16 protein-coding genes are annotated in these 19,784 nt (G+C 67.6%); 4 read left to right on the top strand and 12 right to left on the bottom strand.

Annotation, left to right across the window (positions count from 1 at the left end; genetic code table 11):
* Window positions 1-9 precede the first annotated feature (9 nt).
* From D3654_RS18690 to galU, 3 genes are all read right to left on the bottom strand, one after another.
* On the bottom strand, window positions 10-738 hold the full coding sequence (locus D3654_RS18690) for a hypothetical protein (RefSeq protein ID WP_342635095.1): 729 nt from the start codon (window positions 736-738) through the stop codon (window positions 10-12).
* 292 nt (window positions 739-1,030) lie between these two features.
* A complete protein-coding gene (locus D3654_RS18685; protein ID WP_120522959.1) occupies window positions 1,031-1,651 on the bottom strand; it encodes a GNAT family N-acetyltransferase in 621 nt (206 codons plus the stop codon).
* 6 nt (window positions 1,652-1,657) lie between these two features.
* On the bottom strand, window positions 1,658-2,563 hold the full coding sequence (gene galU, locus D3654_RS18680) for a UTP--glucose-1-phosphate uridylyltransferase GalU (RefSeq protein ID WP_120522958.1): 906 nt from the start codon (window positions 2,561-2,563) through the stop codon (window positions 1,658-1,660).
* A gap of 121 nt (window positions 2,564-2,684) precedes the next feature.
* On the opposite strand from galU, the gene D3654_RS18675 reads away from it, so the two are divergent.
* The 3 genes from D3654_RS18675 to D3654_RS18665 all read left to right on the top strand — a co-directional run bounded on the left by D3654_RS18675 (window position 2,685) and on the right by D3654_RS18665 (window position 4,626).
* Window positions 2,685-3,287: a 5-formyltetrahydrofolate cyclo-ligase gene (locus tag D3654_RS18675; protein WP_120522957.1), complete on the top strand. Its 603-nt coding sequence runs from the start codon at window positions 2,685-2,687 to the stop codon at window positions 3,285-3,287.
* Between the two features lie 176 nt (window positions 3,288-3,463).
* Window positions 3,464-3,730 (top strand): FmdB family zinc ribbon protein, encoded by a 267-nt coding sequence (locus D3654_RS18670; protein WP_120522956.1) that lies wholly within the window; start codon window positions 3,464-3,466, stop codon window positions 3,728-3,730.
* Between the two features lie 110 nt (window positions 3,731-3,840).
* A complete protein-coding gene (locus tag D3654_RS18665; RefSeq protein ID WP_120522955.1) occupies window positions 3,841-4,626 on the top strand; it encodes an RcpC/CpaB family pilus assembly protein in 786 nt (261 codons plus the stop codon).
* 35 nt (window positions 4,627-4,661) lie between these two features.
* On the opposite strand, the gene D3654_RS21045 is transcribed toward D3654_RS18665, so the two are convergent.
* The 8 genes from D3654_RS21045 to D3654_RS18630 form a co-directional block, all read right to left on the bottom strand.
* On the bottom strand, window positions 4,662-4,886 hold the full coding sequence (locus D3654_RS21045; RefSeq protein WP_425359433.1) for a hypothetical protein: 225 nt from the start codon (window positions 4,884-4,886) through the stop codon (window positions 4,662-4,664).
* A 6-nt stretch (window positions 4,887-4,892) separates the two neighbouring features.
* Window positions 4,893-8,843, bottom strand: coding sequence for a DUF4011 domain-containing protein (locus tag D3654_RS18660; protein WP_425359432.1), 3,951 nt, complete (start codon window positions 8,841-8,843; stop codon window positions 4,893-4,895).
* A 129-nt stretch (window positions 8,844-8,972) separates the two neighbouring features.
* The gene (gene guaA / locus D3654_RS18655; RefSeq protein WP_120522954.1) at window positions 8,973-10,562 is read right to left on the bottom strand and encodes a glutamine-hydrolyzing GMP synthase; all 1,590 of its coding nucleotides are present in this window, start codon (window positions 10,560-10,562) and stop codon (window positions 8,973-8,975) included.
* 142 nt (window positions 10,563-10,704) lie between these two features.
* The gene (locus tag D3654_RS18650) at window positions 10,705-11,235 is read right to left on the bottom strand and encodes a DUF3817 domain-containing protein (protein WP_120522953.1); all 531 of its coding nucleotides are present in this window, start codon (window positions 11,233-11,235) and stop codon (window positions 10,705-10,707) included.
* On the bottom strand, window positions 11,232-12,068 hold the full coding sequence (locus D3654_RS18645; RefSeq protein WP_120522952.1) for an SURF1 family protein: 837 nt from the start codon (window positions 12,066-12,068) through the stop codon (window positions 11,232-11,234). The genes D3654_RS18650 and D3654_RS18645 overlap by 4 nt, the downstream gene beginning before the upstream one ends.
* Before the next feature lie 59 nt (window positions 12,069-12,127).
* Window positions 12,128-12,616 (bottom strand): PTS sugar transporter subunit IIA, encoded by a 489-nt coding sequence (locus tag D3654_RS18640; protein WP_120522951.1) that lies wholly within the window; start codon window positions 12,614-12,616, stop codon window positions 12,128-12,130.
* A 54-nt stretch (window positions 12,617-12,670) separates the two neighbouring features.
* Window positions 12,671-14,431 (bottom strand): glycerol-3-phosphate dehydrogenase/oxidase, encoded by a 1,761-nt coding sequence (locus tag D3654_RS18635; protein ID WP_120522950.1) that lies wholly within the window; start codon window positions 14,429-14,431, stop codon window positions 12,671-12,673.
* Window positions 14,432-14,514: 83 nt separating this feature from the next.
* Entirely contained in the window at window positions 14,515-15,648 is a 1,134-nt protein-coding gene (locus D3654_RS18630) for a GuaB3 family IMP dehydrogenase-related protein (protein WP_074588380.1), read from the bottom strand.
* A 189-nt stretch (window positions 15,649-15,837) separates the two neighbouring features.
* On the opposite strand from D3654_RS18630, the gene D3654_RS18625 reads away from it, so the two are divergent.
* Window positions 15,838-17,745: a S8 family serine peptidase gene (locus D3654_RS18625; protein WP_205571859.1), complete on the top strand. Its 1,908-nt coding sequence runs from the start codon at window positions 15,838-15,840 to the stop codon at window positions 17,743-17,745.
* Window positions 17,746-17,837: 92 nt separating this feature from the next.
* Here the strand turns inward: D3654_RS18625 and D3654_RS18620 are convergent, their stop codons facing one another.
* Window positions 17,838-19,715 carry an ABC transporter ATP-binding protein gene (locus D3654_RS18620; protein ID WP_120522949.1) on the bottom strand — a complete coding sequence of 626 codons (1,878 nt, stop codon included), beginning with the start codon at window positions 19,713-19,715 and terminating at the stop codon, window positions 17,838-17,840.
* Between the last annotated feature and the right edge of the window lie 69 nt (window positions 19,716-19,784).

Here is a 19,784-nt window from a genome sequence, read left to right as displayed (position 1 = left end):
CCGGGTGTGTCAGGCGCGGCGACGCTGGAGGACGTCGTCCAGGTTGCCCAGGGCGTTGGCCTTCCCGGCAGTCTGGCCCTTGCCGAACGGCGTCTGCGCGGCAGGCAGGGCCGGGGCGGATCCGGCGTTCTTCAGGATCGGTTTGCCCACCGGCTTCGGCTGGGCGGGAAGGTCGAGTGGCTCAGGTGCCGGGCGGCTGGCTTTCGCCGCGTCGACGTACACCGGCTTGGGAACCTCCACGGGCTGCCAGCTGACATCCACGGCCGCGCCAGGTGCCTTGGTGTCGCCGGCGGCCTCAGCCACCTTCAGGGCGGCCTGGCGCAGTTCGACGGCGGTCAGCCGGGCGGCCTCACGGTTGTGGGCCTCGGCGTCGAAAACGGCGGTCTCGCGTGGCTCCACCGGGACGCTTGCCGGGGCTTCAGTCCGCGCTGGGGACATCGCCGAACGGAATGCCGCCTCCATCTTTGCCCGGCGGTCCCGGACGGCCAGGCGGCGCAACCACAGGACAATGCCGGCGACCGAGAGCAGGGAGACCACCGGGAGCCACGACGGGGCCAGCGCGAAAAGGCGGAGGACTCCGGATACAACAGCCGTCAGCAGGAAGAGCAGGCCGGCCAGGGCCAAGGCGCAGCGCCCGTATCTGAGCTTGAACGCCGGTTCCCGTACGGCAGCGCCCAGGTGCCCGGCGCTGCCGGTTCCGGTGCTTGGTGCGGGTGCGGTGCTCTGCATCGTCTCCATCGCTTTCTCCTGCTGGGGGACCGCTTTCGCGCCCGTCACGGCTTGCAGCCGGGGCGTTTCTGCGGCCTCTTCGTCCATGGGAACCACGGCAGCGGGAACAAGCTGCGCGCGGCGGTTCCGCAGTACGTATGGAGCAACCCAAACAATCCACAGGGCAACAGTGACAACAAGGATCACTGAGCTGCTGAGAGGGAAGTCCACAGTCAAAACCGTAGAAGGAAACACCGGGGCGCCGCCACATTAGCGGCGGTGTGTCGCACCACTTGCATCAAATGAATGGACTAGCGCTCCGTCAGCCGTGCCGGCTGCGCAACCAGGTGCTGAGCAGACCCTCCGGAACTTCCTCGGAGGTCAGGGCAAAGCTGCGGTGGTCAGCCCAACTGCCGTTGATGTGGAGATACCGTTGCCGGTACCCCTCATCGCGGAAACCAAGCTTTTCCACTACCCGCAGGCTGGGCCGGTTTTCCGGCCGGATGTTGATTTCCATCCTGTGCAGGCCCAGTTGCCGGAAGCAGTGGTCGGTTGCCATCGCGACGGCGGTGGGGGCGATTCCGCGGCCCGCACGGTCCTGGTCCACCCAGTAGCCGAGGGTTGCCATCATGGCCGAGCCCCAGGTGATCGAGGAGACGGTCAGCTGTCCCACGATCCGGGGTTCCCGGAACCCGGGGATGCGTTCGGCGATGACGAAGGGCAGCGCTGTGGCCTGGTGGGCCTGGGCGTTCAAGGACGCCACCATCTGGCGGTAATTCGGAAGGGCTCCCCCGGGCGCCGGGTTCGACGCTTCCCAAGGTGCCAGCCACTCGCTGTTCCGGGACCGGACCTCGGTCCATTCCTGCTTGTCCCGGTACCGGATGGGGCGAAGCAGAAGGTCGCCGCTTTCCAAGGTCACCGGCCAGATGGCCGAACCCCACACGGGAGGTTACTTGTCGAACCGGGAGGCAAATCCCGGAAGCCAGTCGCGCAGTCCGGGGCCAAGGTCTTCACTGTCGCAGGCCAGTTCGACGCAGGCCTTGAGGTAGCTCAGCTTGTCGCCGGTGTCGTAGCGGCGGCCGCGGAATACGACGCCGTAGACACCGCTGCCTTCGCCGTCGCCTTCAGCGAGGACCTGGAGGGCGTCCGTCAGCTGGATTTCGCCGCCGCGGCCGGGCTCGGTCTTTTCGAGCACTTCGAAGACGGCGGGGTGCAGCACGTAGCGGCCGATCACGGCCAGGTTGGAGGGTGCGTCGGCCACGGCAGGCTTCTCAACGAGGCCTTTGACCCGGACAAAGCCGTCATCGCCGAAGGGTTCGACGTCGGCGCAGCCGTAGGAGCTGATCTGCTCGGGTTCCACCTCGATCAGCGCCACGACCGATCCGCCGGTGCGGGCCTGCAGGTCGATCATGTCGCTCAGCAGGGTGTCCTGGGCGTTGATGAGGTCATCGCCGAGGAGGACGGCGAAGGGTTCGTCGCCCACGTGCTGCTTGGCACGCAGCACTGCGTGGCCGAGGCCCTTGGGGTCGCCCTGGCGGACGTAGTGGATGTCGCCGAGGTTGGTGGCCACTTGGATGGATTCCAGCTTGGCGGTGTCGCCCTTGGCCTCAAGCGTGGCTTCCAGTGCCGGCACTCTGTCGAAATGATCCTCAAGGGCGCGCTTGTTGCGCCCGGTGATCATCAGGACGTCGTGGAGGCCGACGTTCACGGCTTCTTCGACGACGTACTGGATTGCCGGCTTGTCGACAACCGGCAGCATTTCCTTGGGCATCGCCTTGGTGGCGGGCAGGAACCTGGTGCCGAGCCCGGCAACGGGGATGACGGCCTTGCGGACGGTGCAGTTATTGGAAGTCACCGCTCTAATCTAACGGAATGCGTCGCACAATGGACAACAGATGCGGTTCGCCGGTGCGCAATAATCGGTGGCAGGCTGCATAGTTTGCCACCGAAATCCACCAGCAGGGATTGGTTCAGCAATGACTTTGAAAGACGAAATCCGTGCCGGACACCGCGCGCGGCGCAGGGCCCTGGGCACCGCGCAGATCGAGGCTGCGGGACTTGGCATCGCCCGGCATGGGCTGGCATGGGCTGCCGCCTTGCCCGGAGGGGACTCCAAGACGTTCGCGGTCTACCTCGGCGTGGGCAAGGAGCCGCCCACCAAGCCTCTGCTGGAAGCGCTCCACGAGGCCGGGCACCGGGTGATTCTCCCCGTGTGCGAGGACGACCGCCAGCTGAGCTGGGTCGAGTGGACCCCGAACACGGCCTTCCACCGTTCCCGTTTCGCTCCGATCGACGAACCCGACGGCGAACGGATGGACAGTTCCGCGGTGGCGGGAGCTGACGGGATTTTCCTGCCGGCAACCGCGGTGGACGGCAGCGGCAGCCGCATCGGCCAGGGCGGCGGCTACTACGACCGCCTCCTGGAGCGGCTGGACGCCGCCGGGCAGCGCCCTCCCGCCGTCGCCGTCGTCTACTCCGCGGAGGTCCTGCCGGCCGGGACCATTCCGGCCGAGCCTTTCGACAAGCCGGTGGCCGGCGCACTGACGCCCGACGGCGAGATACCGTTCGCCGGGTCCTGAAGCTGCCGGGGTCTCCGGCGGGTTCCGCGGCCGCCAGTGTTGTCCGCGCCACAAGCACTGGCGGGCGGCGCCGCCCTCGATGATAGAATTGGCACTCAGGCCCTGGGACTGCTAAGGAACCACGAAGGTTGCGGACGCGGACAGGACCTGTTGTTTGTCCCTGAGGAGGATCACCAGTGCCCACTTACGCCTACGCCTGCAAGGACTGCGGCCACGCCTTTGACATCGTCCAGGCTTTCTCGGACAACTCGCTGAGCGAGTGCCCGGAGTGCCAGGGTGCCCTGCGCAAGAAGTTCAACAGCGTCGGCGTCGTCTTCAAGGGTTCGGGCTTCTACCGCACCGACTCTCGTGATTCCAAGGGCAGCACCGTTTCCGCGGCACCTTCCGCCCCGGCAGCACCCGCCGCAGCCCCGGCTCCGGCTGCTGCTGCCGCCGCCAGCTAGGCCGTTCCTTTCCCGGGGTTTCTTCCCCGGGTTTTGTCCACATAGCGGTTTTGTCCACATAGCGTGACTTGGCCGTTCCACCGGCCGGGCGTGCTGGTTAGCGTGGCTTCATGCCAGCCACCCCAGCCTCGAGATTCCGTCGCCGACGCCCCGGCAATGCGCCCACCCGTTCCACTACCGCCCGGCGTCCGCCCCCCTCCCGCACGTTTGCTGCCCGGCGGACGCTTCCTGCACGGGCGGGAGCATGGCTGCTGCGCAACCGCCGCCTGACCGTCGCCCTGCTGCTGTGCCTCGCCGCCGGGATAGCCGTCCATCAGCTGACGCCGGCCTCCGAGCACAAGATCCAGGTCCTGGTCGCGGCCAGGGACCTTCCGGCCGGACTGGCCGTCGGGAAAACAGACCTGGTTGCGCGGGCCGTTCCGCCCGACGTCGTCCCCGCCGGCGCACTGAGCGACTGGCAGGACGTCCAGGGCCGCCAGCTTGCCGCTCCGCTCAGCAGCGGCCAGATCCCTACGGACGCGCAACTGCTCGGCCCCGGACTCCTCACCGGAGCCGGAGCGGGAGCAGCCGCCGTGCCTGTCCGGCTCGCCGATCCTTCCTCGATCCAGTTGGTCTCTGCCGGGCAGCTGGTCAACATCGTGCTCACCGTTTCGGACGGGCTGGGAAGCACTGGCGGGAAACCCGAGACGCTGGCCGCGGGCGTGCCGGTGCTTTGGACCTCGGCCCAGGGCGGCAAGACCGGTGACTGGCTGGGCACACCGGACACGGATGGCCTCATGGTGGTCGCAGCCAATCCTGCACAGGCCGGGAAACTCGCCGGCGCCTCGACCCGCGGAAAGCTGTTCTTCGTCCTGGTCCCGTCGGCGCCCCGTCCGGCGGGACAAGCGGGATCGTGAACAGCGGGCCCGGTGGTTCGGCCTCGGTGCGATGTTCAGCCCCAATGCGGAGGCCGCTGCTCCTTCAGCCACGCGTCGTGGTCGTACCCGCCGTCATCGCCCCAGCTGCGCGGCTCATCTTCCGACGCAACCTTGGGCAAGACGCCTTCGGGCGAGGGTTTCCGCCGCTTAGCGGGCTTCTGCCGTTCACCGGATTTCCCGGTGTGCGGACATTCGTGGCTGCCTTGGGCCTGCTTGTCGTCCCGGGCTTCGGCGTCCATGCTGCACTACTCCGCTTCTTGTTGCTTTTCCGGGCCTGCCTGCGCTTCCGCATCGGCACCTGGGGATCCTCCGTGGTCCGGTTCCAATTGTCCGCCATTGGGGTCACCCGCGTCCCCGTCACCGGTGTCCGGGCTGTCATCGTTGTCCGGATCGTGCTGGAGGTCCAGGAAGCCTTGCTCTGCCTCCGTGTAGGGCCTCGCGGTCGTCTCCAGGCCAAGGTAGGAGCCGATCCGGTCGGCGCACGAGGACGGATCCGTGAAGACTTCGATGGTCCACAGGGACATGTAGCGCCAGCCCATGCGTTCGAGCAGCTGCGGGCGGAGCCGGCTGCGCTCCCTGACGCTCATGCGCCGGTAACGTTCCGTACCGTCGGATTCGATGGCCACGGGAGTGGGCAGGTCGCTGTCATCCCGTCCGATGGTAAGCACCGGATCCGCTGCGGCAGCGATGTCGAGGGCACCGTCGTAGTGATGCCAGACGCGGGCGCCGCGGGCACGCAGGCGCTCCCCCAGGTCAGCAACGAGGGGATCCTCGCCAAGGGCCCGCTCACTGGCGGCAGCCCTGATCTCCGGTGTCCCGAGCGTGGTGTTGCCCGAGACCTCGCGGTCCAGCAGTTCGTAGAAATCCACTGCGCCGTGGGAGAGCCTGTCGAGGTCGAGGTCCTCCGGACGGAAGCAGCTCAGCACATGCAGGGACCTCCGTGCCCGGGTCATGGCAAGGGCAAACTTGCCCCGGCCGCCTTCCACGGACAGCGGACCGAAGCTGTGCAGGGCGCGTCCGTGCGGGGTGCGGCCGTACCCGAGCGAGAAGATCACGTGGTCCCGGACCAGGCCTTGTGCGCGTTCGAGGTCCACTACGCGGAACGATTCCGGACCGGCACTGAAGAAACCGGCCAGGAGCGGGTGGTTCGGCAGCTGGAGCCGGATGGCTTCGCCGATCCTGGCGGCGTGCCGCAGGCTTGCCGTCACTACGGCCAGCGACGTCCTGGGCCGTTGGCTGGCATGTTCGAAGACGAGGTCGACCACACGGTTGACTTCGGCCGCCACGGATTCGACCCCTTCGTGGTCGGAACTGGGCAGCCCGGTGCCGTCGGGGATGTATTCCACCAGCACGGACCGGTCGAGCCCGGTGACCGACTGGCCGTCGGGCAGCCGGCGCAGGCCGCCGTCGTAGTGGTTCTTGCTCAACTGCAGAACGAGGTCCTCGTCCACCGCACGGTAGATCCAGTTCAGCTGCCACGTGGGCAGGACCCCGGCCAGCGCACCGAAGGCACTGTCCACGGTCTCCTGGCCCGTGGTGCCGGAAATCCTCGGTTCCACGGCCACGCTGAAGCTGCGTGCGACGGCCGTCTTCGGGTCGCCGAACGCGATGACCTGCTTGGCGCGGCCGATCGCGGGGAGTGCCGCCTGCAGCGAGGTCGACGCAGCGTCCAGGATCACGACGGCGTCGAAGGACTGTGCCACGGGCAGCAGGCCCGTCAGCAGGTGGGGGCTCAGCGACCAGACGGGCACCAGCAGCGGCACCAGATCGGGTGCCTGTGCGCTCAGCGCCTGCAGGGTGATCCGGCCGTCCTTGATGAGGTTCCTGAGGAGTTCGGCCTGGCGCGGCTGTGCAGCGATGCCCGCACGCCACCGCTCGGCAAGCTGCCAGCGCAGCCGGGCGGCGCCGCTGGCCACGTGGGCCTGGTCCGCCAGGCGGTACTCCGCCTCGAGTTTCCGCAGCGACTCACCGTCGGACATGGCCAGGTAGTCGTCGCCGCTGATCATCGCCTCGAGCGCGGACTGCCACCAGGCCAGATCGAGTTCCGCCGCGACGGACTCCGGGCCTACTTCACGGGCGGCAAGGTCGGCGAGCAGTTCGCCGAGGCCGTGCTCGCGCATGTTCTCGATGAGCAGCGTGCGTTCGGGGAGTGTTTCCAGCGTCTCGGTGTCCGCCACGAGGGACTCCAGGCGGGCCATGAGCTCGGCGTACGGGGTCTCGTGGAGCTTGCCGCCGTCGCGGGTGTGCTTGAGGCACGCGGCCAGGCGGACCAGTTCGCGGTCAAGATCCCGGTACGCGCTTCCGAGCTCCGCGAGCCCGGACGGAACCGACGGATGGCGCTGGCTCGTCGCATAGTTGGCCCAGAGGCTGCGCTGTTCCTGGACGAGGACGAGGGAGCTGTGCAGGTCGGCGATGTGCACGCCGGGCCGGACGTACTCCTTGGCCACGCGGCGCAGGCGGGATCGCTGCATGGACGGCATTTCCAGGCCGCGTTCCTTCCGCCATGCCGAAGAGGCCGTGGCGGAGATGAGGTCGTGGACAGGCCGGTCGAAGATGTCCGGGGTGAACTTGTCCAGGCTTTCCCGGACGGCCATCAACAGCTCCAGCTGGCCGCCCCATTCGGCGAAGGTGGCTCCCAGCCTGATCTCGGAGTGGTCCGCGAGTGCCACCATGCGTTCCCGGAGGACCGGCAGCTGCTCGTGGGCGGCCCGCACCAGCTGCTGGGCTTCTTCGGTCTCCTTGCGGGTGACCAGCCGGGCACCATACCAGGGGCTGTTGACGGCGGCGCTGCTGAAGCTGCCCAGCTCGGCGGCACGGCGCAGGCGCCCGGCCAGTTCTTCACGGTCCTTGATGCTGTCCAGGACGCTGCGCTTCAGGCGGACCGTGGTGGCCGGGGCGGGGTGGATGGAGGTCAGCTCCGCCAGGGACTGCATCGCCTGGTACGGAGAGCACCCCCACCGTTCGCGGACGTTGTGAAGCGAGGCGACGTGGTCCATGAGTGCGTGCCGGTGCTCGACGAGGGTTTCGTGCAGGTTGTCGAGCTGAGGTTCGAGGGACTTTTCATTGCGGATGATGGCGCTGACCAGCTGGGTCTTGAGCTGCTGCGCGGGAACCCCGTATCCGGGCCGGAAAAGCAGGGACTCGAGGCCCAGGGCCTCCATGCCGCTGGCGAGCGCGTTGAGGCTGGTGCGCCGCTCCCCCACCACCAGGACGGACTTGCCTTCGCCAACCAGGGCGCCGATGGTGTTGATCGCGGTCTGGGTCTGGCCGCTGCCGGGAGGCGTGCTCACCACCAGGGAGTCCCCGGCGCGGGCGGCGTCGACGACGTACTGCTGGTCGGTATCTGCGTCGAGAAGGAGCAGCTCGTCGGCGGGTTCGCGTTCATCCAGGCCCGGGAAGCGCCCGGCCTGCGCGGGAACAGGCACGACGTCCCCGCCGTTGGCTCGTTCCGAGAGCGAGGCAACGATCGCGTTGCCTTCGTTGATCCACGGATCGTCCAGGTTGCCGGAGAGGTCCGCGAGGGTGGTCACGAGGAGGTTCGGGGAGACTTCCGCGCCGTGGATCGGCTTGACGAGCGTGCCGATCCGGTCCAGGACGGGCAGCGGGTCCAGCCGGGCCGTGCTGTACGCCATGCGGCCGACCGCTGCGGAGTCGAACACGATGCCGTGGACGGTCTTCAGGTGCCGGACCAGGGCGGGGTTGATGGTGGCCTGCTCCGTGAGCTGGAGTTCATAGTCGTCTTCGCCGGGGCGTGCGGTCAGGGAAATGCCGGCAAGCATGACGGGGGCGGAAACACGCTGCGGTTTCCCGCCGACGGCGGAGGTCCAGACGACGGTTCCGCAGGAAAGGTAGCCGGCGTCGACGCCGCGGTCATTGGAGAGCTCGAAGATCTTCGAACGCAGGTTGCGTGCCGCCCGTGCGGCGACGATGTACTGCTGGCGGTCGCGGATCAGCGTGGAGAGCCGGGTACGGCGTCCGGCCAGCAGCTGGGCAAGCCCGGAGGGATGGCCGCTGCTGAGGTCGATCGATCCTTCGGGGGTTTTCACGAAGCGCAGCATGGTGTCTGCGCCGGTTACCGATTTCAGCCCGGAGAGCCACTTCCTGAGCTCCGCGGAGCTCTCCTCCTGGCTATGACCTACAGACACCGCTGCCTTCTTTTCTATACTGGCTTGAGACGACTTGGACCAAATCGGCATACTTTCGAGGGTAGCCGGAAACGGCCGGGCCTGAGGGTCCGCAACACTGGCCGCCGGCCATTTTCCCCGTGGTTCCGCCGGAAAAAGCAAGTGGCCGGCCTCTGCGAAGAGGCCGGCCACTTCAGGACCTTATTCCCACTCGATGGTTCCCGGCGGCTTGCTGGTGACGTCGAGCACCACGCGGTTGACGCCGTCGACCTCGTTGGTGATCCGGTTCGAAATCCGGGCCAGCAACTCGTAGGGCAGGCGCGACCAGTCTGCGGTCATGGCGTCTTCGGAGGACACCGGGCGCAGCACGATCGGGTGGCCGTAGGTACGGCCGTCACCCTGGACGCCCACGCTGCGGACATCGGCCAGCAGCACGACCGGCATCTGCCACACCTCGTTGTCGAGGCCGGCGGCGGTCAGTTCCGCACGGGCGATGGCGTCAGCCTTGCGCAGCAGGTCCAGGCGTTCCTTGGTGACCTCACCGACGATGCGGATGCCGAGGCCCGGGCCCGGGAAGGGCTGGCGGCCGACGATTTCCTGGGGCAGGCCGAGCTGGGCGCCCACGGCGCGGACCTCGTCCTTGAACAGGGCGCGGAGCGGTTCGACGAGTTCGAACTGCAGGTCCTCGGGAAGACCGCCCACGTTGTGGTGGCTCTTGATGTTCGCCGCGCCTTCGCCGCCGCCGGATTCGACGACGTCCGGGTACAGGGTGCCCTGGACGAGGAACTTGATGCTTTCGCCCTCGGAAGCGGCCTGGGCGATGATGGCCCGCTCGGCTTCCTCAAAGGCGCGGATGAATTCGCGGCCGATGATCTTGCGCTTGGTTTCGGGGTCGCTCACGCCGGCCAGGGCGTTCAGGAAGCGTTCCTGCTCGTTGGCCACGTAGAGGTTTACGCCGGTGGCTGCCACGAAGTCGCGCTCGACCTGCTCGGCCTCGCCCTCGCGCAGCAGACCGTGGTCCACGAACACGCAGGTGAGCTGGTCGCCGACGGCGCGCTGCACCAGCGCGGCGGCAACAGCGGAGTCGACGCCGCCGGACAGGCCGCAGATGACCTTGGAGTCGCCGATCTGCTGGCGGATCCGCTCGACCTGCTCTTCGACAATGTTGCCGGTGGTCCAGTTAGGCTCGAGCTTGGCGCCCTTGAAGAGGAAGTTCTCCATGACCTGCTGGCCGTTGGTGGAGTGCTTCACCTCGGGGTGCCACTGCACGCCGTAAAGGCCCTTTTCCTCGTTGGCGAACGCCGCCACGGGAGCGCCGGCGGTGGTGGCGAGGACCTCGAAGCCGGCGGGCGCCTCGTGCACGGAGTCGCCGTGGCTCATCCAGGTGTTCTGGGACTCGGGGGTGCCCTCGAGGATGGAGCGTGCAGCGCCCACGGTGGTGGCTTCGGTGGCACCGTATTCGCGCAGGCCGGTCTGGGCTACCTTGCCGCCCAGCGCGTTGGCCATGGCCTGGAAGCCGTAGCAGATGCCGAAAACCGGAACGCCGGCTTCGAACAGGTCGGCTCCAACGCTCGGAGCACCCTCGGCGTAAACGCTGGAGGGGCCGCCGGAAAGGATGATCGCTGCCGGGTTCTTGGCCAGGAGCTGCTCGGTGGTGAAGGTGTGCGGAACGATTTCCGAATACACGTTTGCTTCACGGACGCGGCGGGCAATCAGCTGCGCGTACTGGGCACCGTAGTCAACAACCAGCACCGGCTTCTGGGAAGTCTGGGGCGCGGTGGGAGTAGTCACCAGAACAGCCTACTTTGCCCGGCTACCCCGGTGCATCTCCGGCCCCGCCGACGGCCGCCCAAAACGGGTCGGACGTCAGCAATCTCACACCGCGCGGGGCTCGGTTGCCCCGCAAGGGCTTCCGGCAGCGCCCTGCCGAAGCTCAGTAGCGCTTCGAGGCCTGGGGGTTGGCGGCCAGTTCGGCCTCGACCTCAGCGTGGAACTTCTTCTCCACGATGAAGGACATCAGGGGCACCACGCCGCCCAAGGCGAGCAGGATGAACTTGGTGAACGGCCAGCGCATGAGGGACCACAGCCGGAAGTCCGAGATCAGGTACACCACGTACATCCAGCCGTGGACGATCAGCACCATCACCGACAGGTTCACGCCGCCGATGACACCCTTGGGCTCGGAGTCGGCCAGGCCGAACCCGAAGGGCCGGCCGGTCAGAGCGTCGGTGCCGCCGGCGTAGAGCGAAACCCCGAAGCCGTAGCGCGCGATCAGTTCGACGCACAGCAACAGGAGCATGATGCCAGTGAGGTATGCCATCAGCTTGTAGAACTTCAGAGCCGAGCGGATCTGCGCTTCGGTCCCGCCGAAGCGGCGCTTCTTGCCGGCGGGGCGAGCGGCGGAGGTGCCGGACTGCGACGTGTCCGATTCGTTGGACGGGACTGCCGGTTTCGGGTCAATCATGGCTGTACCTTTTGTTCTGGATCGCTTGCTGTCGGTGTTTCATCGTCCCCGGGCTCATCGTCCGGGACGTCCTCTTCAAGGTCGCGGCGGTAGTCATCGGCCACCAGCCGCCACCAGATGTAGAGCGCGAAACCGGCGAAGACCACCCACTCCACGGAGTAGAAGAGGTTCAGCCAGTTGACCTGCTGTGCCGGCGGCTGGGCCGGGATGTTGAGGGCCTTCATGTCCGGGGGCAGGTCTACGGCCTTGCCGCCGCTGCTTTCGGCGCTGGCCGCAACGAACCCCGGATAGCTGGACACCTCCCAGCGGTTGATCAGTTCGGCGACCGAGACCGCGGAGGCCCGCCCCGCGCCGGCGTCGACGTTCGGCAGAGGGGCTTCCGAAGGAAGCAGGCGTCCGGTCAGCTCAATGGTGCCCGACGGCGGCGGGCCGGCCTGGCCGGGTTCCGCAACCCACGCGCGGGCCACCGGGATCCAGGTCTTCGCCGAGGCGCCGGCACCGCTGAGCGCGGGTGCGCCGTCGACGGCGAACGCCGAAACGATCCAGTACCCCTTCTTGCCGTCCTTCAGGCGGTCCTCGACGAGGACCTGCTTGGCGGGGTCGTAGCTGCCGGTGGCGCTGACCATCTGATCGGCGACGGCGCCGGGGAAGAAGGTGCCGGGCTGCAGGACCGCGGTGAGGGCCTTGGTTTCCTCGGTCTGCGGGGAGACCGGGACTTCGCTCTGGGTGGACCGTCCGAACTGCCACTGGCTCAGCAGCACGAACACCCCGGAAAGCAGGAGCGCAAAGACGAGCCCTGCGATCCAGCGGGGTTTCAGAGCGGTTTTCAACACCCCTTAACCGTACTTCGTCAGGCTGTAGAACAGCTAAACGGCCGGGCCTGCCCCACTCTTTAGTGGTCGAAGAACACCAGGCTGGAGTTGATCAGTTCGGCGATGACTTCGGGGTCGTGGGCGCGCCGCAGGGATTCCCGGAAGGATTCCTTGGACAGCGAGCGGGCCATGGTGGCCAGGACTTCGAGGTGGTCGGAGAAGGAGCTGGGCGGGGTGGCGATCAGCAGGACCAGGGTGGCCGGCCCGTCCGCGGCGCCGAAGTCGAGGGCGTGCCCGAACTTGGTGACGCCCACGGCGATGGAGATCCGGGACACGAATTCGCTGCGGGCGTGCGGCAGCCCGATGCCTCCGGGCAGGCCGGTGGCCATCTGGTGTTCGCGGGCGTTGACCTGGCCCAGGAAGCCCTCGAGGTCCGTGATGCGGCCATGGGCGTGGAGGCGCTCGGCAAGCTGCGCGGCGGCGTCACCCTTGTCCGCGGCTTCCAGTTCAAGGATGACCAGGTCCGGTGTGGTCAGGTCCGCGTCATACGGGTCAAGTGTTTCCGCCAAAGTGTTTCCCTTCAGTGTTCGTCTCCCCCGGGCGTGGCCGTCCCCGCGCCGGGCTCAGCGCAAGGGAACGATGTCATCCACCCCCATGCGGGCAGCGTCGGCCGACTCGTCGTCGGGCTGCTCCTGGCTGAGCCGTTCCGCTTCGACGCGGGCAAGGTAGTGCTTGATTTCGCCTTCCCGCTGCGCATCGCTCCAGCCGAGGATTTCTCCCATCAGCTTAGCGACTACGGGCACCGCGGACACGCCCCTGTCCCAGGCCTCGATCGAAATGCGGGTCCGGCGGGTCAGGACGTCGTGGACGTGCCGGGCGCCTTCGTGGGTGGTGGCGTAGACGACCTCGGCGGCCAGGTAATCGTCGGCGCCGGGGAGGGGCTCCGCGAGCTCCGGCAGTTCCCGGATCAGGGCCAGGACGTCGGTTGCCATTGAGCCGTAGCGGTTCAGCAAGTGCTCCACGCGCGCCACGTGCACCCCGGATTCCTCCGCCATCCGGGACCTGCGGTTCCAGGCGGCCTTGAATCCTTCGGCTCCGAGCAGCGGAATGGTTTCGGTGCAGCTGGCGGGGACGCGCTCGTCCATGGCGCGGGTGGCTTCGTCCACGGCGTCCTTGGCCATGACGCGGTAGGTGGTGAATTTTCCGCCGGCCACCACCACCAGGCCCGGCACCGGGTGCGCCACAACGTGCTCGCGGGAAAGCTTGGCCGTGGAATCGCTCTCGCCCGCCAGCAGGGGACGCAGGCCTGCGTAGACGCCTTCGACGTCTTCCCTGGTCAGGGGCCGCTTCAGCACCCTGTTGACGTGTTCGAGCACGTAGTCGATGTCCTTCGACGACGCCGCGGGATGCGCCTTGTCCAGCTTCCAGTCGGTATCCGTGGTGCCGATGATCCAGTGCCGGCCCCAGGGGATGACGAAGAGCACGGATTTCTCGGTCCGCAGGATCAGGCCCACGGTGGACTGGAAGCGGTCCCGCGGAACCACGAGGTGGATGCCCTTGGAGGCACGGACCTTGAGCTGGCCGCGGTCGGTGACCATGGCCTGCGTTTCGTCCGTCCAGACGCCGGTGGCGTTCACTACCTGCTTGGCGCGGATTTCGAAGGTGCTGCCGTCTTCCTGGTTCTCCACCTTCGCCCCGACCACCCGCTCGCCTTCGCGGAGGAAGGAGACCACGCGCATCCGGTTCACGGCGTGCGCACCGTAGCGGGCCGCCGTCCGGACGAGGTTGACCACCAGCCGGGCGTCATCCACCTGCGCGTCGTAGTAGCGGATGGACCCGACGAAGGCATCGTTCTTCAGGCTCGGCGCGGCGCGGAGGGTGCCGCGGCGGAAGAAGTGCTTGTGCATGGGGACGCCGCGACTGTGACCGGAGGTCAGGCCCAGGGTGTCGTACAGGAAGATGCCGGCACCCACGTAGGGCCGTTCCCAGAAGCGCCGTGTCAGCGGGTACAGGAACGGAACGGGGCGGACCAGGTGCGGGGCGATCTGCTGGATGAGCAGGCCGCGTTCCTGCAAGGCTTCCTGCACCAGCGCGAAGTCGAGCATCTCGAGGTAGCGCAGGCCGCCGTGGATCAGCTTCGAGGAACGGGACGAGGTGCCGGAGGCCCAGTCCCGGGCCTCCACGATGCCCACCGAGAGGCCGCGGGTCACAGCGTCCAAGGCGGCGCCCGCGCCAACCACGCCGCCGCCGACGATCAGGATGTCCAGTTCCCGGCCGGCCTCGGCGGTGCCTTTGAGGACCTCAATGGATTCGGCCCTCGCCTGCGGGCTCAGTGCACCGTCCGGTGAGTTGGATGGCCCCGAAGCCCCTGCTGCCCTGCCCATTGGACGCCTCCGATCGCGCGTTCAGCCGTCAATCCCCCCAGACTACTTGCTGAGTACGGGCTTGGGCAGGGCGGCAGCGCCGGCTAGCCGAGGTAGGGAGAAACGACGACGTCGACCCGCTGGAATTCCTTCAGGTCCGAATAGCCGGTGGTCGCCATCGAGCGGCGCAGCGCACCGATGAGGTTGGAGGTGCCGTTGGTGTGGTGGCCCGGGCCGAAGAGCACTTCCTCGAGCGGGCCCACGGTGCCGACGTTGACGCGGTCGCCGCGCGGCAGTTCGAGGTGGTGGGCCTCCTGGCCCCAGTGCCAGCCCTTGCCGGGTGCTTCTTCGGCGCGGGCCAGGGCACTGCCGAGCATGACGGCGTCGGCGCCCATCGCGATGGCCTTGACGATGTCGCCGGAGGAGCCCATGCCGCCGTCGGCGATGACGTGCACGTAGCGTCCGCCGGACTCGTCGAGGTAGTCGCGGCGGGCCGCGGCGACGTCGCTGATGGCCGAGGCGAGCGGGGAGTGGATGCCCAGCGCGCGCCGGGTGGTGGTGGTTGCGCCGCCGCCGAAGCCGACCAGCACCCCGGCTGCACCGGTGCGCATGAGGTGCAGGGCCGGAGTGTAGCCGGCCGCACCGCCCACGATGACCGGAACGTCGAGTTCGTAGATGAACTTCTTGAGGTTCAGCGGCTCGTGGTTCTTGGAGACGTGCTCCGCGGACACGGTGGTACCGCGGATGACGAAGATGTCGACGCCGGCAGCCACCACGGTCTTGTAGTGCTCCTGGGTGCGCTGCGGCGTCAGGGAGCCGGCCACCGTGACGCCGGAGGCGCGGATCTCGGCAAGACGGCTGGTGATCAGCTCGGGCTGGATGGGCGCCTTGTAGAGCTCCTGCATCCGCCGGGTGACCGCCGGGCTGGCGGTTTCGTCGGCGAGCGCGGCGATTTCATCCAGGACAGACTGCGGGTCCTCGTAACGGGTCCACAGGCCTTCGAGGTCCAGCACGCCCAAGCCGCCGAGGCGGCCCAGCGCGATGGCGGTTTCCGGCGACATGGCCGAATCCATCGGGGCCGCGATCACCGGCATTTCGAACTTGTAGGCGTCAATCTGCCACGAGACGGAGACGTCCTTGGGGTCGCGGGTCCTGCGGTTGGGGACGATCGCAATGTCGTCCAGGGAGTAGGCACGACGCCCACGCTTGCCACGGCCAATCTCAATCTCATAAGTCACGGGCTCTACTTTACTGGACCCCTTTCACGGAACCGATTCGACCATTGAAGTAAAGGCTTCACAAAATGTGAAAGAACTATTTACAAATATTGACACGACCAATAGATTTCTCTCGGTTGCGGAAACCCTCTGCGCCGGCCTCCTTATTTTCATCGCCCGGGACCACACGCGCCCGGAGACAGGAACACCATGGAGAACACCCTTTCGAGCCGCCGGAAGTACAGCGGCCTAGCATTATCGGCCGCCGTACTGGCGGGCCTCATGTCCTTCGGCACGGCGCCCGCCGGTGCCACCACGCCAGGCACCGCCGACCCCGCGACGGGAACGGCCGCCGTCGGGAACGTCCAGCATGGCGAGCAGTATTCGCAGTTCATCGTGCAGTACAAGGCCGGGGCGCAGGGCGCCACGGCAGCGGCCCGGGCCAACGCCTGGGGCAAGGCCGCCAAGGATCTTGGCATCACGCCCCATGAAGTCCGTGGCCTGGCCACCGGGGCCACGCTGGTGGCCAGTTCCAGGCCGCTGGACGCCCGGCAGTCCCAGGAGTTCATGGCAGGGATCGCGGCTTCCGGCGCCGTGGAATACGTGGAACCGGACGCACGGATGCGCGCAAGCCTGACCCCGAACGATCCCCGCTACGGCGAACAGTGGGACTTCACCGGCACCAACGGCATGCGGATCCCGGGCGCCTGGAACACCTCCACCGGTTCCGGATCGGTGGTGGCCGTGATCGATACCGGCATCACCGCCCACCCCGACCTCGACTCCAACGTCCTCCCCGGCTACGACTTCATCGCCGACTCCGCCGCCGCCCGCGACGGCAACGGCCGCGACGCCAACCCGCAGGACCAGGGCGACTGGTACGCCAGCGGGGAATGCGGCGACAGCAGCAGCTCCAACTCCTCCTGGCACGGCACCCACGTGGCCGGCACGGTCGCCGCGGTGACCGGCAACGCGACCGGGGTGGCCGGCGTCGCCCCTGATGCGAAGGTCGTCCCCGTCCGCGTGCTCGGCAAGTGCGGCGGGATGCTTTCGGACATCGCCGACGCGATCGTCTGGGCCTCCGGCGGCACCGTCACGGGCGTCCCGGCCAACGCCAACCCGGCCAAGGTGATCAACATGAGCCTCGGCGGCTCGGGCAACTGCTCCTCCACCTACCAGAACGCCATCAACAGCGCCGTGGGCCGGGGCACCACCGTGGTGGTGGCAGCAGGCAACGAAGCCGCCAACGCCTCCACGTCCCAGCCGGCAAACTGCGGCAACGTGGTGACCGTCGCGGCCAGCAACAACAGCGGCGGACTGTCCTACTACTCGAACTACGGCAGCGCGGTGGACCTCACCGCCCCCGGCGGCGACGTGCGCCAGACCGGAGGCGGCATCCTCTCCACCCTGAACACCGGCACCACCACGCCGGCCGCTGCCGGCTACGCCTGGTACCAGGGCACCTCCATGGCCACCCCGCACGTCGCCGGCCTCGTGGCCCTGATGAAGGCCGCGAACCCCTCACTCACCCCGGCCCAGGTCGAATCGACCCTCAAGCAGGGCACCCGTCCCATGCCGGCCGGCTGCACTCCCGGCTGCGGCGCCGGGCTCTCCGACGCCACGGCCACCCTGGCGCTGCTCGGCGGCACCACCCCGCCGCCGTCGGGCAATGTCCTACTCAACCCTGGCTTCGAATCCGGCGGCGCCTCCTGGACGTCCAACAAGACCGACACGTTCGAGAGCGGCACTTCCGCCCGCACGGGCACCGGCTACGCGGCCCTGAACGGCTGGGGCCAGGCCACCAGCTACACGCTCGACCAGAAGGTGACCGTGCCCACCGGCAGCGGCGCCGGTTCCCTGTCCTTCTACCTGCGTGTCCTCAGCAACGAAGGCACCACCACCGCCTACGACACCCTGAAGGTCCAGGTCATCGACGGCGCCACCACCACAACGCTGGCCACCTACTCCAACAAGGACAAGGGAAGCAGCTACGTGCAGCGCACGCTGGACATGTCCGCCTACAAGGGCAAGGCCGTGACCGTGCGCTTCCTCGGCACCGAGGACTACTCGTACTCCACCATCTTCCAGCTGGACGACACCTCGGTGGCGGTCTCCTGACCGCTCACTGAGCTGACGCCCGCTGGCCAAAAGCGCGACGGCGGTGTCCCCACCTCACGGGGGCACCGCCGTCGTGCGTTCCTGACAGTTCCTCAGGAGTCGTCCTGGATGCTCCCGTCCAGGCTGAGCTGGGATTCGAACATCCGGAAGTAGCGTCCGCGCAGGGCCACGAGTTCCTTGTGGGTCCCCTGCTCCACGATCCGGCCATCTTCGAGCATGTAGACGATGTCGGCCTTTTCGATCGTGGCCAGGCGGTGGCTGATGGCGATGATCGTGCTGCTCCGGTCAGCGAAAAGCCTTGTGAAGATGCGGTGTTCGGCGAGGGCGTCGATCGCGGAGGTGGGTTCGTCCATGACCATGAACGCGGCCCGGCGGTAGAAGTTCCGGGCCATGGCGAGCCGCTGCCACTGGCCGCCGGACAGGCCGCTGCCCTTGCGTCCCCGGGGATCCTCCATCCAGTTGCTCACGTGGTTGTCCAGGCCGTGGGGCAGCTTGTTGATGAAGTCCAGGGCTTCGGCGTCGTGCGCGGCCCGGCGGACCCGGGCATCGTCCCGGGCTTCGTCGACGTCGCCGTAATAGATGTTGTCTGCGGCCGTGGCGAATTCGTACTTGAGGAACTCCTGGCTGAGGACGGCGAGGTGGCGGTGCCAGCTCTTGACGTCGACGGTGGCGAGGTCGACGCCGTCGAGCAGGACCTGCCCCGAGTCGGGGCTGTACAGCCCGGCCAGGATCCGGATCAGGGTCGACTTTCCGGCGCCGTTCTCCCCCGCGATGGCAATGTGCTGTCCCTGTTCTATGGTGAGGGAAACGCCCTTGATGACCTCGATGTCGCTCCCGGTGTAGCTGAAGCGGATGTCCCGCAGCTCCACCGTCCGCGGCACGTCAGCCAACGCCGGAGCGTGGCCGGTGGGCACCGGAAGCGCCATGAAGAGCTCGTAGTCCTTGAGGTTGGCGAGGTCCTCGTCAATGGAACTCAGCGCCGAGACCAGGTTGTTGGCCGTGGACAGCGCCCGGCTGACGATCTGCTGCACGTAGAGGAACTGCCCCACCGGCTGGGCCCGGGCGATGATCTGCCCCACCACCCAGATCAGGGACACGACTTCCGCACCGTACTGCAGGGCGTCCGCGGCCAGTTGCTTGGGGATGTAGCGTTTCTGGAATTCCAGGCGCCTGCGCTCATCGGCATCACGCAGCCGGGAACGCAGTTCCATGAGGAACCCGACGATCCCGTACAGGCGCATCTCGGCGATGTGCTGCGGGCGGATCAGGTTGGTTTCGATCATCCGCCGCTGCCTGCGGGAATCCACCTGGGTGTTCCAGTGGGCGATCTGTTCGCGGGACAGTTTGAACTGCAGGTACACGCTGGGCACGATCGCCACCAGAACGATCACCGCGATCCACCAGCTGACCAGCAGCAAAGCCCCGACGGCCAGCACCACGGAGACGAACTGGGTGAAAATGGCGGCGATCCGGTCCAGCACCCGCGCGTAGGAGTCGGAGAAGCGTTTGGCCCGGTCGTAGAGATCCACTGTCTCCTTGTCGTCGTAGCGCCAGAACTCGAGGGCCAGGAAGCGCTCGTACATCTGGTCGCCCACGATGGCGCCCACTTTGAAGCTCATCAGCTGCTGGATGTAACGGTCCAGGCTGCTGAAGGTGCCCCAGAACAAGCCCAGCGCCGCGGTGACGATGACGTACAGGACCGCCCGCGGGCCGGCGTCGGGATCCCCCGCATAACCGGCGGCCAGCGCCGTGGTGGTGAGCGAGGCGAAGTAGGTGGTGACCAGCGGCAGCAACGCCGAAATGAGCGAACCGGCCACCTTCATGATCACTGCGGCGGGCGAGGCCTGGAAGCTCACCTTGAGCACCTGCCCGACGGCGCGGGCGTAAGGCCGGAGTGCGAGCCTGCGGGGCGGGTCCTTGCTGAGCCGGACCGAGGCCGGGTGCCGCGGTTCCGCGGGCGTTTCAGACATGCCCCAAGCTTAACGCGCGCTTAAACGGCTGTTCCCCGCGGATTCCTCCACGGGGAACACCTGGTAACA

Origin of the sequence: Arthrobacter celericrescens, from assembly GCF_003614925.1 — a bacterium.
Lineage (GTDB): Bacteria > Actinomycetota > Actinomycetes > Actinomycetales > Micrococcaceae > Arthrobacter > Arthrobacter celericrescens.
The sequence above is the reverse complement of the archived record's forward strand: the minus strand, read 5'-3'. Positions and strand labels throughout refer to the sequence as shown.